The sequence below is a fragment of the Tamlana flava genome, from assembly GCF_041287255.1.
Taxonomy (GTDB): Bacteria; Bacteroidota; Bacteroidia; order Flavobacteriales; family Flavobacteriaceae; genus Tamlana; species Tamlana flava.
This window is the reverse complement of the sequence record NZ_JBGGTX010000003.1, coordinates 431,859-449,281: the sequence shown is the minus strand read 5'-3', so window position 1 is coordinate 449,281 and position 17,423 is coordinate 431,859. Positions and strand designations below refer to the sequence as shown.

The following is a 17,423-nucleotide window of genomic DNA, read 5'->3' as shown; positions in this document are numbered from 1 at the left end:
TTTAATTGAAAGATATATGGCTTGAAATTATCTTTTTATAAACTTTTCAGTTTGGACGGTTTCAGTTGTCATCACTTTTAAGAAATATATACCATTATTTAAACCGTCAAGATTCAATTGATTTGTTCCTGAAAATAGCTCGCCATTTTCTACTTCCTGACCTTTTATATTGAATAGTTCAAACTTGGCATCCAAATCAATAACCACATTAAATAAATTATTTGATGGATTCGGGAATAAAGCCATTTTAAATTCATTGAAGTCTTCGATGTCTAACGTACATGAAGTGTTGTAACTTGCTTCAGAATCTTTTTTCCAATCACCAACACTTGTTTTGCTGTCTGCTGATGCAACATTATCTACCTGTATACATGTTAAACTAGTGTTGTCATTTGCCCACATATAATTTAGTATGCCATTGGCAAAATTATTTAAATTAAGATAGGTCAATTGATTGCTGTTGCAATATAAGTCAGTTAGTGTTGGAATCATGCTTACATCAAGACTGGTGATTGCATTTATACCGCAATCAAAATATTCTAATCCAGTTAATCCACTGACATCTAAAGTTGATAAATTATTTGTATAGCACCTAAAATTTCTTAATGTATTTGTCGTAGGTAATGTTAAGGAATTAAGTTGATTGGAATAACACCACAATCGATCCAGTTGATTATTTTGACTAACATCTAAATTTTCGATATCATTTAAATGGCAATAAAAGGAAGTTAATTGTGTATTTTGCGTTACATCTATACCAGTTAGGTTATTCTGATGACACCAAAGTCGAGTCAAAGAAGGATTTTGAGTTACGTTAAGCTCCGTCAAATTATTGTCATAGCAATCCAAAATACGCAGATTTGGATTTTGTGTAACATCCAATGCATTTAAACCATTGTTATAACAATATAAGTATTCCAGATTAGACGCTTTGGTAACATCTATGCTGCCAAGCGAAGGGTTATTATAAGACCTCAAGAAATTCAAATTAATATAAGGTGTTAAATCCAATCCACTTACATTACAATTATAAAATTCAAGATTCGTCAATGTGGGCGTGTTCGGTAACATTAAGTCAGTAAGTCCTGGGTTAAAAAAGCAAAATAATCTTTCAAGAAACATGTTGCTTGAAAGATTCAATGACGTTAAACTGTTTTGATTACAAGTTAATCTTTCTAAAGCCGTAAAATCTTGAATACCTTCTAATGAGGAAATTCCCTGGCTTGCAACATTAAGTATTGTCACATTTTCGATTGATGCGGTTGTAACAAAGCCATTACCATTTGTGCCATCCCCCATACTGGAGGAATCTCCAACATCAACCACGTTACCACTTGCATCGTGGGTTTCTAAATAATTTTCAAAATTAAGGTCTGGCACAGATGTCTGGGAATAGACAATAAAACAAAAAAGGCCTAAAATGAGTGTGAATAATTTTGCTTTCATATTATATTATTTTGGTTGGTTAATAACATAACATGACCAGGTTTACACGTTAGATGGTTAGTTTTCTAAAAAACAATTTACGATGTGGGAAGTGCTAAAATCAATTCGAGAGACTTCTAAATTAATAAATTTCAATTACTTATACAATAAAAAAAGCAGCTTGATGACTACTTTTTTCAATGATTTCCATAATTAATATGGAAGGATAACAAGTGTTTATAAAAGCTTATCTTCTTTCGTAAGTGATAAACGAAAATTCGTGGTCGTCGTTTTCGTCTTTTTCATGAAAAATGTTGGCGGTTTCATTCCAGATAGTTTCATCAATTTCTGGAAAGAAGGTATCGGCCTCAAAAGTTGAATGTACACGTGTCAATTCAATTTTATCGGCTATGCCCATAGCTTGCTCATAAATCTCTCCACCACCGATAATAAATGGCTGCGAATCATTTTTTGAAGCGTCAATAGCGTCCTTCAAATTATTCACAACAATAACACCAGCCGGAACTTTGTAGTTGGGTTGTCTGGTAATCACCACATGGGTTCTGTTTGGCAATGGCTTTGGGAAACTTTCAAAAGTTTTTCGCCCCATAATGATATGGTGCCCGTTGGTTAAAGATTTAAAGCGCTTTAAATCATCGCTTAAATGCCAAATAAGTTGGTTTGCTTTACCAATGGCGTCATTTTCGGCTGCAGCGGCAATAATGGTCAGTGTTGATTTTGTTTTTTTGGAATTTTCTTTTCCACTTTTTTTGCTTTGTTCATTATAAACTTCGCTTTGGGCTATTAAAGTTTCTTCTTTTAAAAAGCTTTCTTTTAGTTTTTCAATTCGGTTTTGTTGTTTGGCCACCAATTTTTCCAATTGCGCCTTTTCCCAGTCTTTTCCCATAAATTTATGGGTTACAAAAACATTGAATACATGGTATAAGAAGAAAAACAGCCAAATTAAGATAGCATATACAAACCAATTGGTTTCAAATATGGTAAAATCCTTGCCAATGCCCAATACCGTATTGGCCAGAATTAAAAACAGGCCACCTATTAAGAACACAACAAAATGAACGTACAAACGCTTTTTTTGCTTGATGCGCTTTTGTGCATTTTCAATGAGTTCTAACTGCTCTTTATCTATTTGTGGATTGGCTTTTCTCTTTCCAAACATATGTTAAAAATAATGACTGTAAAGTTAAAGTTTTTTTGCTGACATCATAGCGATTGACCGATAACAGGACGGGAAAGTGACAATAAAAATTTTTCTTTTCAAAAACCCTTGAAAATCAGAGCGAAACGTTTCATTTTATATTGTTGAAATAATAAATATTTCACTTATTTTTTTATGGACTTTAATTTTAATCGATTACATTTTAACAAATTGATAATTCTTAAATGTAAAGGCATATAAATCGTGGTCTCTAGAGATTTGTTTCATAAATTTGTGGCGCAAAACAACACTTAAACAACACAATTAAAAATTAAAAATTATGGCTATTAAAAAACAATATTTAAAAAGCAAACCGGTTTGTAAAGTTACTTTTTCTATAGAGGCAGAAGATGCAAAAAAAGTTTCGGTTGTTGGTTCTTTTAACGACTGGAATGCTAAAAAAGCAGCACTTAAAAAACTAAAAAATGGTACTTTTAAAGGAACTGTTGATTTAGAAACCGGAAGCTCTTACGAGTTTAAATATATTGTTGACGGTGTTTACGTTAACGATGCAGAGGCAGATGCTTATGCTTGGAACGATTTCGCCGGAGCTGAAAACAGCGTTATAAACTTATAAGCAGAACTGATAAAAATAAAAAAAGGCTTTCCATTTGGAAGGCCTTTTTTTATTACTTTTAAACAGCCACAACACCTTTTATATGTGGGTATGGGTTGTAGTCAACCAATGTAAAATCGTCAAAGGTAAAGCTGAAAATATCTTTTACCTCAGGGTTTAAAACCATTTTTGGCAATGGTCTTGGTTCTCTAGATAGTTGTAGTTCCAGTTGATCGTGGTGGTTGCTGTAAATATGGGCATCACCAAAAGTATGAATGAACTCTCCAGCCTCATAACCACAAACTTGAGCCATCATCAGCGTAAATAATGCATACGATGCAATATTAAACGGAACGCCCAAAAAGATATCGGCGCTACGCTGATATAGTTGGCAAGACAATTTTCCGTTAGCTACATAAAACTGAAAAAATGCATGGCACGGAGGCAAAGCAGCCTTGCCATTGGCAACATTTTCACTAAAGGATTTTGAGGTGTCTGGAAGCACGGAAGGGTTCCATGCAGAAACCAACAATCTACGGCTATTTGGGTTGTTTTTTAAAGTGTCAACAACCTCTTTAATTTGGTCTATTTCATCGCTGTTCCAGTTGCGCCATTGGTGGCCATAGACAGGGCCTAAATCGCCGTTTTCATCTGCCCACTCGTTCCAAATTCTAACGCCATTTTCGGTAAGGTACTTAATATTGGTATCGCCTTTTAAAAACCAAAGTAACTCATGAATAATAGATTTAAGGTGTAATTTTTTTGTAGTTACCATAGGGAACCCTTCGCTTAAATCAAATCGCATTTGGTAGCCAAAAACACTTTTTGTACCAGTTCCTGTACGATCTCCTTTTTCGTTGCCGTTTTCTAAAACGTGTTTTACTAAGTCGTGATATTGCTTCATAATATTTCCCGCGAGGGCGGGAATTTTTTTAAGGTTATATGTGGATTAAATTTTAAGAATCCGTCATGCAATTTAAATAAAATGACAAGTATTTTTAATAGAATTTAAACTTGAAATATTAAAAAGTTATTAACGCTTAAGATTTGAGATGTGATTTTAGATTTTAAAACAAAGCCCCATCTAAGAGATGAGGCTTTGTTAAAAATTTTATGACTTTATAACTTATTATTTTTTAGAAATGCGCTTTACTAAAGTTTGCCTATTATTAGTCACTTTCATGACATAAATCGCGGAAGGGAAAGCGTTAATATCTACTTTGGCAGTATTGCTGATAAGTTTTTTGCTTGTTATTATTCTACCGGTAATATCATAAATATATAATTTAGCACCCACTAAAAAATCATCATTACTTTCTATGGTAACATGACTTGTGGTTGGGTTTGGGTAAACTTTTAATGTTGATAATGATTCATCTTCAACACTTAATGAGGAGCTTAATGTTTGTACTGCTTCAGAATCCATTAATAACCAACGTTGAATAGCTGCAGAATTTGCAATATTGAAAGAACTTGTTGTAGTTGATGTATTCGTTGTTGCTGTGAAGGTAGTAGGGAATTCTTTGTTCTCAGGATGTATTATCCAATAACCTTTACCTGTGTAAGTTTTGCTATCAACTGTAACTGTAGTTTCCACACGCGCCTGCATCAGTTGAAAATAATCATTTGAAGCTGGATTTGTTCTTGTGACTGTCCCAAATCCATTGGTGCCAGTACTTTTGTAGGTGAAATAATTGCCTGATGCCACATTTTTTATAGTATAATAGGAATTGATTGGGTTAAAATTAATATACCACGCGGCTTTGTCATCATTTAAAGCCTCATCTGGACTCATAACCTGATTTACAAGATTACCTAAATCATTAACAGCTATAAAAGCCGTATTTCGACCAGTTGATATTCCTTCACTTTTTATGTAGTATTTAGTAGTATCATTTTTCAACTTAAAAGTAAATGCAGGTGTAGCATAGGTATAGGTTGGAGGCAAACCGTCTTCTCCAAGAGCTTGATGAACTAGGGCATTCGCTATATATAAAAACTCACTTCCGTTATCTTCATGCGCTCCATTAATACCATAAGGCCACATATGGACTGAGTCACCAGTTAAATGACTATTGTTGTTGTTTTCAATAAACTGAATAAGTGCGTCTGTTCTATCACCTAACCAAAGTCCACTAGAGCCTGTTTCTCTCAATGGGGAAGAAGGTCCATACCATATACTATGGGTGCCTACACCTATGGTATGCCCCATTTCGTGAAGAGCAGTTCCAGCTCTTTGATAAGATGCGTCTGGTCCAAAGGTCATGTAACCGCCGTATGAAGCTTCTGCGGTTCGAACGCCCGATGAATAGCCTACGTTCAAATGATGGCCTTTAATACTAGTTAGGTTGTTGAAATATCCAACGGCCGATGACATGGCCTCATTGAGTCTCGTTAGCACATCACTCGGCATGCCACCAGTCCTTAGTGAATAAGTTACTGTCCCTTTTGGAATTGTATAAAACTTAATTACTTCTCCATAACCTACGGCATTACCGTTTGTTAAGGCATAAGCTCTCATATAATAAACAGTAGATGGTTCTAGGTTCTCAATATGGTAGATATTACCATTATTAACAAAATATTTTGTAGTTCTTTCGTCGGTAGTTATTTGTGGGTTTTCATTTGTACTCCAACAAAATCCATATTCTTTTAATGATGAAAGAGCGATTCCAGTAATTGTACTTCGACCAAAGGCCATAGTAGAACCTCTGGCATAGTTAGGGTTAGTAATAACTGTTGGAGCCGTATCTGTTGGATTTGCTACCTGATAACTGAAAATAGCTGATTTTAAACCATCTATTGCATCATTCACAACTTGAGTGCTCACTGATAAATTGTTATTTACATTTGTGGCTGTATCGATTGCATCTTGTAATGCTGCAGCTTCATTTCCACTACCATCTCCATAAATGGACACTGCTGTGTCAATGGTATTTTGTAAACTGATATAAGCATCAATAGAGGCTTGAGCTGTCTTTGTCTTATCTATTAATAGTTGAATGACACTGGCAATTTCCTCTTGGGTGGCTGATGAATTTGCTATGGTTTGCTCCCCAGAATTTATGGCATTCTCAAGTTCTGAACGACTTGTATCATTCATTTTTTCTAGTAATAGAGGGTTTGCAGCATCGATTAAATCTTGGAGATAAGTTTTTGCGTCTGCAATATCAAAACCTTTATACTGTAATCTGTAGTTATCACAGCTTAGCCAATTTCCAGTGGCATTTTCTGCTTTTAAACCAATAGTAGTAGTTCCGTTTGTCAAAAAAAAGTCAACCTTACGGTCTCCAAAAGTATCAACTGCTGTAGCATTATCGTCAGCAAAAATATATGCACCTGTTGGAGTGCCTCCAGCACCTGACTGTTGAATAAGTCCAGTAGCAACTGTAAGGCTATAAAATCCATTAGGCAATCCGGTTATGGTCTGTTGTACGCTTACATCTGGAATTTGACTTCCTGAATTTACCCATTTTTCAAGGTAAATATTGCCATCTTTAATCGGAAAGGCAGTATTAGTTTGAGAGGCCATGCCATTATTGGTCCAGCCTTCAAAATATGATTCAAAACTTGGGTTTACAATTTTATATGCTATGTCATAAGGGTTACTTGGTGATGCAGAATCATATTCAAATTGTAAAATTATAGAGTCTAAATTTTCAATAGCAAGCTCAAGTTCTGATGCAGATGTTGAGTTGGCAAGTATCGTTTGAGCATTTGCTATCCCGTCCGTTAATTCGCTTGACGGATTTTGATATGCTTCAGCAACATCAATAACAGATTGTAAATTTGTCCTTAACTGATTTAATATAAGTTCATTAATGTCAGCTGGCGAAAGTGCACGATTATAGATTCTAAAATCAGCAATATATCCATTAAAGTATGGATCTGGCCATTGTGACTTCCCTAAATAATTTTGCGTATAATTATTTGTGCCAAGTGTTGCCGGAGAATAGGGTATGGTTCCCTGGCTAGCTAAAACAGAATTTACATAAATTCTTGCTGTACTCCCAGAATAGCTAACTGCTACATGAACCCATTCACCAACAGCCAAGGCACTACTGCCATCTATAGATAGTTCATTTCCATTATATTTTATGGCACAACGCACGTTTCCAGCACCTCCTTGGGGTGCAAGAAATAAATAATTATCTGTGCTAGAACCAAAATCGAATATACGTGCCCATGTTGAATTTTCATTTATAAATACCCATGCCGAAATAGTAAACTCCGATAAACTTCCAAATAGATTACCGGGGTTATTTGTGTTTTGTATTTCAAGGTAATTACTGTCACCACCATCTAAACTTAAAGTGTTTTTATAATCTTTAGAAGTGATTGAAGCAGTTCCTCTAAGAATCGCACTATAATTATTTGCAGATTCATCAGCAATAACATTGTTGGTAGCATTACCAAATGTGTATTGCAGGACTAAGCCAGTGGTAATATCTTGAGAGAATAAGCAGTTTGTGAGAAACAAACTTATTAGTATAAGGTGAAATTTTTTGAATGGAAATGTTTTCGTCTTCATTAGCTTTTAATCAATACTATTAATTTATGGTAATAATAGTTGTTAATAGAGTTTAGTTCATGTCTACAAGATTGTAAAATAAATGATCATTATCAACAAATATGAGGTGTAAATCAGCAAAAAGTAGTGTGTAAAATGTCCATTTTATTGAAAATTTTGTCTTTTGATGATGTAATAGTGAAAATACTTGCTTCTAATTGCTTCTATGTCAAATATTTATTTAACCAATAATCATTCCCGCAATAGTAGCAGAAATTAACGAAGCAATTGTGCCACCTATAAGTGCCTTCATGCCAAATCTGGAAAGTGTTTTACGTTGCCCGGGCGCCAAAGAACCTATACCTCCAATTTGGATGCCTATAGAGGCAAAATTTGCAAATCCGCAAAGCATATAAGTGGCCATGATTATGGATTTTTCATAAGTTAGATGAATACTACTGCCTACATTTTTCAAATCAGCCAATTGAATATACCCGATAAATTCACTTGCAGCGATTTTTATGCCCAAAAGTTGTCCCATCAGTGCCATATCTTCCTGTGCAACACCAATAAGCCACATTAAAGGCGCAAACACATAACCTAAAATTAACTCTAAAGACAAACTTTCATAGGACGTGTTATTGGCTATCCAGCCGTTTAAATAGGTTATATCGCCAACCCATCCCAAAATACCATTGAACATGGCAATAAAGGCGACAAAAACTAATAACATAGCGCCAACATTTACAGCTAATTTTAACCCCTCAGTTGTACCATTGGCAATGGCATCTAAAAAATTTGAACCGATTTTTTCTTGTGAAACCGAAACATCGGTGTTAACATCTTCAGTTTGCGGATACAATATTTTAGAAATAACGATGGCTCCAGGGGCTGCCATTACAGATGCTGCCAATAAATGTTTTGCATAAAATAATCTTAAAGCTGGGTCATCGCCACCAAGAAAACCAATATAAGCTGCTAAAACAGCTCCTGCAACCGTTGCCATGCCACCAATCATAACCAACAGCATTTCAGATTTGTTCATTTTTTCCAAGTAGGCTTTGATTAAAAGCGGCGCTTCGGTTTGCCCTAAAAAGATATTTCCGGCAACACTTAAACTTTCTGCTCCTGAAATTTTCAAGGTTTTTGAAAGTAACCAAGCCATGGCTTTTACAACTTTTTGAATAATGCCCAAGTAGAATAAAACTGAGGTTAAAGCTGAGAAGAATATGATGGTTGGAAGCACTTGAAAAGCAAATATAAATCCAAAGGTATCCATATCTACAACAAGGCCTTCAAAAAGGAATTTACTGCCTGCTCTAGTGAATTCAAGCACCTGAACAAACAGGCTTCCAATAAATTCAAAAATGTTCTTAATAAAAGGAATCTTTAAAACACCAATGGCAATTAAAAGTTGAAATGTTAGGCCGATACCAACAACTTTCCAGTTTATAGCCCGTTTATTGCTACTAAATAAAAAGGCAATAAATACCAATGAAATCATACCGATAACTCCGCGCCACATACTGCCCATTGAGAAACCTTGACTGGGTATTATTTCCGATGAGGTATCGGAAGGCTTTTTGGCTTCCGGTTCGAGTATATCAACAGCTTTTAATTGATTGGTGACCGATTGACTGGAATCCACCAAAATTAAAGCAGTCTTAGATATTGTTTCTTCCGTTATTTTGCTTTGTTGAATGTCTTGAGCTACAGTTGGTGAAGTGAAAAGTAAAAATAGAGCAACAAAAAACAAAAGCAATTTTCCCATATATTATAAAGTGATATTATTCTCTTTTGGAGATTTCGTCTCTAATGTGCGCTGCCTTTTCGTAGTCTTCTTTGGCAACAGCCTCATCAAGCAATTTTTGAAGTTCTTCAAGGGTTTTTCCCTTTAGGTTTTCGCGCGGTGCTTTGGGTTCAAGCTCATTAGCAACTAGTTCATCCATTAAAATACTATCTTCAGCACTCTCTTTTTCTTCGTCCTTTTTAGGGTTCACTTTTAAATAAATTCCAGCTTTGTCAAGTATGTTTTTATAAGTGAAAATAGGTGCCTGAAAACGGAGTGCCAAAGCAATGGCGTCACTGGTTCTAGCATCAATGATTTCCTCAATTTTATCGCGTTCACAAATTAAACTGGAATAGAAAACGCCGTCGACCAATTTGTGGATAATGACTTGTTTTACAACGATGTCGAATCGATCGGCAAAATTTTTAAATAAATCGTGAGTTAAGGGGCGTGGTGGGCTAATTTCTTTTTCTAAAGCTATGGCTATAGATTGTGCCTCAAAAGCACCAATGACGATAGGGAGTTTTCGTTCGCCGTCTACTTCATTTAAAATCAGCGCATAAGCGCCATTTTGGGTTTGGCTATAGGAAATACCTTTTATGTTTAATCGTACTAAACTCATAATTTAATAAAAACGCAAAGAACTGTTTAAATTAGAACTTTACCAAGTGCCAAGACACAATTATATATAAAATGCTAATTTAAGCAGTTAAAAAGGACTATACAATTTATAAAAATAATAAATTACTCGATAAAAGAGATTAATAAGCACAGCTTACTTATATCGAGCCAATTTACTGCTCCGCTTTAAAAGCTTTTAATTTTTCGATGAGTTCTGGAACTACCTGAAAAGCATCACCTACCACACCGTAATCTGCGGCTTTAAAGAATGGCGCTTCGGGGTCTGTATTGATGACCACTTTTACTTTCGATGCATTAATTCCAGCCAAATGTTGAATGGCTCCAGATATACCTATAGCGATGTATAAATTTGAAGCTACGGGTTTCCCTGTTTGTCCAACGTGTTCACTATGTGGTCTCCAGCCTAAGTCTGAAACTGGTTTTGAGCATGCGGTAGCTGCGCCTAAAACATCAGCCAGTTCTTCAATCATGCCCCAGTTTTCAGGACCTTTTAAACCTCTTCCACCAGAAACAACAATTTCAGCATCGGCAATGGTAACTTTGTCGGTTGCCTTATCAACAGATTCTACTTTAACCTTTAATTCTGGGATGGAAGGAGAGAAGTCCTCTGCAGAAGCGCTACCACTATTTTCAACCAAACCATGTGAATTATTTGAAACCCCAACAATTTTCACATCGGTATTTATTTGGGTGTTTTCGAATGCTTTATTGGTAAATGCCGTACGTTTTACTGTAAAAGGACTGGAGCTTGAAGGTACTTCAACCACATTAGATGCATAACCTGCATTTAGGCCCACCGCCAATAGGGGCGCTAAATATTTGCTGTCTGCACTTGAGCTTATAATAACGACTTTAGTGCCTTCTTTTTCTGCGGCCTGTTTGATGACCGAAGCAAATGCATTGGCATTAAATTTTTCTAACTCAATGTTTTTTACATTTAAAACTTTGTCCACACCGTAGTTGCCTAGTGCTGAAGTGTCATTCACATTTATGGCTATAGCTGTTACCGTAGTTCCGAGTTGGGAGGCAACTGCTTTGGCGTAGGAAGCAACTTCAAAAGCTGTTTTTTTAAATTTACCTTGTTCTGATTCTGTATATACTAAAATTGACATATAATTAGCCCCATCTAGCTTCCCCGAGGGGGAAGGACTTATCCTATGAGGGGTCAATAGGTTTTTTGTTTAATACTTTTTCAATCTTTCCTCCCTTTCGGGGAGGTTGGGAGGGGCTTTAAATCACCTTGGCTTCATTATGAAGTAGGTTTACCAATTCGTCTAAATTGTCTGGAGACACCAATGTAACCGCACCTTTTGGAGCAGGTTTTTCAAATGAAACGGATGTGGTTTCAGCGTTGGCATCAACTGCTTCAACCACAGTTAGTGGTTTCTTTCTTGCCATCATGATGCCTCGCATATTTGGTATGCGCAAATCACTTTCATTTACTAAACCTTTTTGTCCACCAATAACCAAAGGCAACGAAGTTGAAACCGTTTCTTTACCGCCATCAATTTCTCTGGTGGCTTTTGCAGCAGTTCCGTCAACTTCTAAAGCTATACAATTATTTATAAAGTTGGCTCCCGTTAAACCAGCTAACATGCCTGGAACCATGCAGCCATTATAATCTATAGATTCACGACCAGCAATTACCAAATCGTAACCTCCATCTTTAACCACATTGGCTAATTGTTTTGCAACCGAAAACCCATCAGTAGCTAATGTGTTTACACGGATTGCCGCATCGGCACCAATGGCTAACGCTTTGCGCAATGTTGGTTCAGTTTGGGCACCGCCAACATTTACAACGGTAACAGTTGCACCTTGTTTTTCTTTAAACCACATAGCACGGGTTAAACCAAATTCATCATTCGGGTTGATAACAAACTGTACACCATTTGTGTCGAATTTGGTGTCGCCATCCATAAAATTAATCTTTGATGTAGTGTCTGGTACGTGACTAATACACACTAATATTTTCATAATATTTTGAAGTTAAAAGGTCTTATTTTTTTCAGGATACGAAGGTAATTATTTTATTCTGAATATTTACTATGCGTGCATAGTAAATTTTAAAAAAATGTTACTAGAACATCCGCCTTTTATTGTTATTTTTGCTACTCCATTTAAAATTTTTTTAATGAAAACAATTCAATTTAGAGAAGCCATTTGTGAAGCTATGAGCGAAGAAATGCGCCGAGATGAGAGCATTTACTTAATGGGTGAAGAGGTAGCCGAATATAACGGTGCTTACAAAGCCTCAAAAGGTATGTTGGATGAATTTGGCCCTAAACGTGTAATCGATACACCAATCGCTGAGCTTGGTTTTGCCGGGATAGCCATCGGTTCGACCATGACAGGAAACCGCCCTATTGTAGAGTACATGACCTTCAACTTCTCTTTAGTTGGAATTGACCAAATTATAAACAACGCTGCAAAAATCAGACAAATGTCTGGTGGCCAGTTTAAATGTCCTATTGTTTTTCGTGGACCAACAGCGTCGGCGGGACAATTGGGGGCAACACACTCGCAAGCATTTGAAAACTGGTTTGCCAACACACCAGGTTTAAAGGTAGTTGTGCCTTCAAACCCTTATGACGCCAAAGGCTTGTTAAAAGCATCCATTCGTGATGATGACCCAGTAATTTTCATGGAAAGTGAGCAAATGTACGGCGATAAAGGCGAGGTGCCGGAAGGCGAGTACATTGTGCCACTAGGTGTTGCGGATGTTAAACGTGAAGGAACTGATGTGACCATTGTTTCTTTTGGGAAAATAATAAAAGAAGCTTTTAAAGCAGCCGATGAACTTGAAAAGGAAGGTATTTCTTGTGAAATTATAGATTTGCGTACTGTTCGCCCAATGGACAGAAAAGCCATTGTGGATTCTGTTAAAAAAACAAACCGATTGGTTGTTCTTGAAGAAGCTTGGCCATTTGGCAACGTAGCTACTGAAATTACCTATTTAGTGCAATCTGAAGCATTTGATTATTTAGATGCTCCAGTTGTAAAAATAAATACAGCCGATACACCTGCACCTTACTCGCCAGTATTGTTGGCAGAATGGTTGCCAAATCATGAAGATGTTATCAAGGCCGTTAAAAAAGTAATGTATAAATTATAGGAAACTATTCTTTACAGCATATAAAAACTTCATTGGCGTAATTGTTAATGAAGTTTTTTGTTTTATAAAACTTAAAAAGTCTATTTGTATATTTGCGCTTAAACCCCATTACCCCATTTTCTTAATACATTACCCTGAATGAACCTAAAACTGCTAATTTTTATTTTCTTTTTCGGAATTTTTTCTGCCTCCTCGCAAACAAAGGTTAGTGGTTATGTGTTTGATGAATTTGACGCTCCTGTTGCTTTTGCAACGATTATTTTTAAAGGTTCAACTATAGGAACCATCACCAATGAAGACGGTCGGTTTTATTTAGAATCTGATGAGACATGGGGTGCCTTAACCGTATCTTTTATCGGTTATGAAACGTTGAATATTCCTTTGGAAAAAAGGGTGAATTACGATTTAAAATTCATTTTAAAGGAAGAAGCTGCCCAACTGGATCAGGTTGTTATTATTTCTGGTAAACAGCCCAAAAAGAATAATCCGGCAATAGATTTGCTAAAAAAAATATGGGCTAATAAACGCAGTAACGGCCTAAAGCAATTCAAACAATATCAATACAACAAGTATGAAAAGGTTGAATTCGATTTAAATACCATTGACAGTGCCCTGATTAAAAGCAAGCTGTTTAAAGGTATGGAGTTTGTTTTTAATGAGGTGGACACCTCTCGTGTCACCGGCAAGACCTACCTGCCCATGTTTATAAACGAGGCGGTTTCGCAGGTTTATGGCGATAACGTAACTAATAAAACAAAAGAAGTTTTAAAAGGGAACAAAAATTCTGGATTCAGCGATAATCAAGTGATTATTGATTTTGTTGATGACCTGTATTCCGATTTTAACGTTTATGATAACTACTTGAAATTTTTTGATAAAAGTTTTGTAAGCCCATTATCCAGAACGGGCGTTAGCACATACAACTATGTGCTTTCCGATAGCGCTTTTATAGATAATAAGTGGTGCTATAACATCATTTACTACCCAAGGCGTAAAAACGAACTGACGTTTAAGGGCGATTTTTGGGTGGCCGATACCACTTATGCCATTAAAGAAATTAATCTTCAGGCTTCAAAAAGTGCCAATATTAACTGGGTGAAAGAAATATATATTGAACAGGAATTTGAGGTGCTGAACGATTCCCTTTTTCTTGTGAAGCGCGATTATATGATGAGTGACTTTGCATTCAATAAAAAGGAAAAATCCCGAGGCATTTATGGAAAACGAACCACGCTTTACGACAATTACAAGTTTGATATTGAGTTGGATAAAAAATTCTACGAAAAGGAAGTTGCCAATTATAACGAAGATGTTTACAATAGGGATGACAGCTTTTGGTCAGAAAACCGTTTGGAAGAACTGAACAAAGACGAAAAGGGCGTTTACAAAATGTTGGACACCCTAAAAACAGTTAAAAAATTTAAACGTCTTTATAATTTAGGCAGCATTTTGGCATCGGGTTATATTGAGTTCAATACCTTACCGTTGGATTATGGGCCTATTTTTTCAACCTTTGGGTTCAATGAGGTGGAAGGTTTACGGTTAAGAACAGGTGGGCGAACTTATTTTGGGCCGAATGATCCTTGGCGATTGGAAGGCTTTTTGGCTTATGGTTTTGATGACGACAAGTTTAAATATGGTATTTCGGGCAAATGGCTGATTGATAGAAAAAGCAGACTCATAATTTCTGGAGGAAACAGGCGCGACGTAGAGCAAATAGGGGCTAGTTTAACCACAAGTACTGATGTTTTGGGTAGAAGTTTGGCGTCATCGGCAGTGGTGGGAACAAGTTCCAATGATAAACTAACCACCATAAATTTAACCAGTTTAGCTGTAGAAGCCGAGCCTTGGCGCAACCTCGTTTTTAGATTGGGGGGCAATTACCGTACACTTGAGTCGGCTTCACCAACCTTTAGTTTAGACTATAATACCGCTACTGGAGTGGCTTCTGAGATTAAGCAGTTTGAGTCTACTTTGTCGCTTTCATATTTTCCAAAAAGAAAAATGACCGGTTTTGGTGTGGAACGACGAATTGCCAACGACGATTTTGCCCGTTTGTTTGCACAAATAAGTCTGGGCGATAAATCTGTTTTGAATAGTGATTTTGATTATACCAAATTGCAATTTTCGTATATACAGCCATGGCAATTGGGCGGTTTTGGTAGACTCACTACAACATTTGAAGCTGGTAAAACCTTTGGCGAAGTGCCACTTGGTTTGTTAAGCGTTATTCCTGGTAACCAGTCCTATTTCTCCATTTACAATACTTTTTCACAACTCGATTTTTATGAGTTCGTAACCGATACTTATGCCTCATTTCATTTTGAGCATAATTTTAACGGCCGCCTGTTTTCAAGAATTCCATTTCTACGAAAACTAAACCTGCGTGAAATTGTAAGCTTGCGTGGCGCATGGGGCGAGATTTCAGATGAAAATATTGCCCTTAACACCACTAATAACCCTAATAACATTGATTTGGTAGCACCATCAAACAAACCATATTACGAATACAGTTTGGGTGTGGGTAATATTTTTAAGGTGTTTAGAATAGATTTTAATTTTAGGGGCAATTATAAAGATGATGTGACTTACCCCGATGCCCGAAAATTTGGGGTTACCGGAAGTTTTGGATTTTATTTTTAGGATGTTCGTTTTTGCTGACGAAGTCAACAAGTGCCAACAAAAAAGCCCTATGAAAAATCATAAGGCTTTTAAATTATTTCTTATTGGGGGAATTTTTTACAACCCAAAAGCTGCTTTTACTTTATCAACATAATCCAGTTTTTCCCAAGTAAACAATTCTACATCCAGCGTTATGGTTTCACCATTAGGTTGCGAAAATGTTTTGGTAACGGTTTCGTTTTGTCTTCCCATGTGCCCGTAAGCGGCAGTTTCGCTATACATGGGCGAGCGTAATTTTAAGCGATCTTCTATAGCAAATGGGCGCATATCAAAAATCTCAGAAACTTTTTCAGCAATTTCACCATCGGTCATATTAAACGGACAAGTACCATAGGTGTCAATAAAAATACCCATAGGTTCTACCACACCAATGGCATAGCTAACCTGTACCAAAACTTCGTCGGCAACGCCAGCAGCCACTAGATTTTTGGCGATATGGCGCGTAGCATAAGCGGCACTGCGGTCTACTTTACTTGGGTCTTTTCCGGAAAATGCACCTCCACCATGGGCGCCTTTTCCGCCGTAGGTGTCCACAATAATTTTACGGCCGGTTAATCCAGTGTCGCCGTGTGGGCCACCAATAACAAATTTTCCTGTTGGGTTGATGTGGTATTTTATATTGCTGTTGAATAATTTTTGAATGGATTCAGGAAGTTTGGCCACGACTCGTGGTATTAAAATGTCAACAACGTCTTTTCTGATTTTTGCCAACATGGTTTCGTCATCGGCAAAATCGTTATGCTGTGTAGATACTACAATGGCATCAATACGTTGCGGAATATTGTCATCGCTATATTCAATGGTAACTTGGCTTTTGCTGTCTGGGCGCAAGTAAGTAATCTCTTTGTTCTCTCTGCGTAAAGCGGCAAGTTCCTTTAAAATTCTATGAGATAAATCTAAGGCCAAAGGCATAAAATTTTCGGTTTCGTTGGTGGCATAGCCAAACATCATACCTTGGTCGCCAGCACCTTGTTCTTCCTTCCTTCCGCGGTCAACACCTTGATTAATATCCTCAGATTGCTCATGAATGGCCGAGAGCACACCACACGAATTACCATCAAACATGTATTCGCCTTTGGTGTAACCAATTTTGTTTATGGTATCGCGCGCAATTTTTTGAACATCTAAATAGGTGTGGGATTTAACCTCGCCGGCAAGAATAACTTGTCCTGTGGTAACCAAAGTCTCACATGCTACTTTAGATTCTTTGTCAAAAGCTAAAAAGTTGTCGATTAAAGCATCGCTAATTTGGTCTGCAACTTTGTCTGGGTGACCTTCAGAAACACTTTCTGAAGTGAATAAATAAGCCATATTTTTTATTTTATTGCAAGATTTGACGGATAACGTCTAAGGAAGTATGCACTGCCTTTAGCATTTTTGCTTGTGCCGTATCTGTTACGCCACAAAGAGGTTGCAATCAGTCAAATCTTTCCTCTTATTGTTTTTTGATTGGGCAAATGTAAAAAAATAATGGAAAATCGGCGT

At 36.7% G+C, this 17,423-nt stretch carries 12 protein-coding genes; 3 read left to right on the top strand and 9 right to left on the bottom strand.

Going from position 1 to position 17,423, the window contains the following annotated elements; genetic code table 11:
* Nucleotides 1-27: 27 nt before the first annotated feature.
* The gene (locus ACB104_RS11090) at nucleotides 28-1,446 is read right to left on the bottom strand and encodes a leucine-rich repeat domain-containing protein (RefSeq protein ID WP_370478721.1); all 1,419 of its coding nucleotides are present in this window, start codon (nucleotides 1,444-1,446) and stop codon (nucleotides 28-30) included.
* 226 nt (nucleotides 1,447-1,672) lie between these two features.
* Complete coding sequence (locus ACB104_RS11085; protein ID WP_370478719.1) at nucleotides 1,673-2,605, bottom strand: dihydrofolate reductase; 933 nt, start codon at nucleotides 2,603-2,605, stop codon at nucleotides 1,673-1,675.
* 319 nt (nucleotides 2,606-2,924) lie between these two features.
* Here ACB104_RS11085 and ACB104_RS11080 point away from each other — a divergent pair, with 319 nt between their 5' ends.
* Entirely contained in the window at nucleotides 2,925-3,221 is a 297-nt protein-coding gene (locus ACB104_RS11080; RefSeq protein WP_370478718.1) for an isoamylase early set domain-containing protein, read from the top strand.
* A gap of 58 nt (nucleotides 3,222-3,279) precedes the next feature.
* Here ACB104_RS11080 and ACB104_RS11075 read toward each other — a convergent pair whose 3' ends face one another.
* The 6 genes from ACB104_RS11075 to ACB104_RS11050 all read right to left on the bottom strand — a co-directional run bounded on the left by ACB104_RS11075 (nucleotide 3,280) and on the right by ACB104_RS11050 (nucleotide 12,118).
* On the bottom strand, nucleotides 3,280-4,104 hold the full coding sequence (locus tag ACB104_RS11075) for a thymidylate synthase (RefSeq protein WP_370478716.1): 825 nt from the start codon (nucleotides 4,102-4,104) through the stop codon (nucleotides 3,280-3,282).
* A gap of 225 nt (nucleotides 4,105-4,329) precedes the next feature.
* The gene (locus tag ACB104_RS11070; protein ID WP_370478715.1) at nucleotides 4,330-7,731 is read right to left on the bottom strand and encodes a LamG-like jellyroll fold domain-containing protein; all 3,402 of its coding nucleotides are present in this window, start codon (nucleotides 7,729-7,731) and stop codon (nucleotides 4,330-4,332) included.
* A gap of 220 nt (nucleotides 7,732-7,951) precedes the next feature.
* The gene (locus ACB104_RS11065; RefSeq protein WP_370478714.1) at nucleotides 7,952-9,481 is read right to left on the bottom strand and encodes a NupC/NupG family nucleoside CNT transporter; all 1,530 of its coding nucleotides are present in this window, start codon (nucleotides 9,479-9,481) and stop codon (nucleotides 7,952-7,954) included.
* Between the two features lie 16 nt (nucleotides 9,482-9,497).
* Entirely contained in the window at nucleotides 9,498-10,121 is a 624-nt protein-coding gene (locus tag ACB104_RS11060) for a bifunctional nuclease domain-containing protein (RefSeq protein ID WP_370478712.1), read from the bottom strand.
* 172 nt (nucleotides 10,122-10,293) lie between these two features.
* The gene (locus ACB104_RS11055; protein WP_370478710.1) at nucleotides 10,294-11,253 is read right to left on the bottom strand and encodes an electron transfer flavoprotein subunit alpha/FixB family protein; all 960 of its coding nucleotides are present in this window, start codon (nucleotides 11,251-11,253) and stop codon (nucleotides 10,294-10,296) included.
* A 118-nt stretch (nucleotides 11,254-11,371) separates the two neighbouring features.
* Nucleotides 11,372-12,118: an electron transfer flavoprotein subunit beta/FixA family protein gene (locus ACB104_RS11050; protein WP_370478709.1), complete on the bottom strand. Its 747-nt coding sequence runs from the start codon at nucleotides 12,116-12,118 to the stop codon at nucleotides 11,372-11,374.
* A 157-nt stretch (nucleotides 12,119-12,275) separates the two neighbouring features.
* On the opposite strand from ACB104_RS11050, the gene ACB104_RS11045 reads away from it, so the two are divergent.
* Together ACB104_RS11045 and ACB104_RS11040 are read left to right on the top strand one after the other, a co-directional pair.
* Nucleotides 12,276-13,256 carry a pyruvate dehydrogenase complex E1 component subunit beta gene (locus tag ACB104_RS11045; RefSeq protein WP_370478707.1) on the top strand — a complete coding sequence of 327 codons (981 nt, stop codon included), beginning with the start codon at nucleotides 12,276-12,278 and terminating at the stop codon, nucleotides 13,254-13,256.
* 138 nt (nucleotides 13,257-13,394) lie between these two features.
* Complete coding sequence (locus tag ACB104_RS11040) at nucleotides 13,395-15,899, top strand: DUF5686 and carboxypeptidase-like regulatory domain-containing protein (RefSeq protein WP_370478705.1); 2,505 nt, start codon at nucleotides 13,395-13,397, stop codon at nucleotides 15,897-15,899.
* A gap of 96 nt (nucleotides 15,900-15,995) precedes the next feature.
* Here ACB104_RS11040 and metK read toward each other — a convergent pair whose 3' ends face one another.
* A complete protein-coding gene (metK, locus tag ACB104_RS11035) occupies nucleotides 15,996-17,249 on the bottom strand; it encodes a methionine adenosyltransferase (protein ID WP_370478704.1) in 1,254 nt (417 codons plus the stop codon).
* Nucleotides 17,250-17,423: the final 174 nt, after the last annotated feature.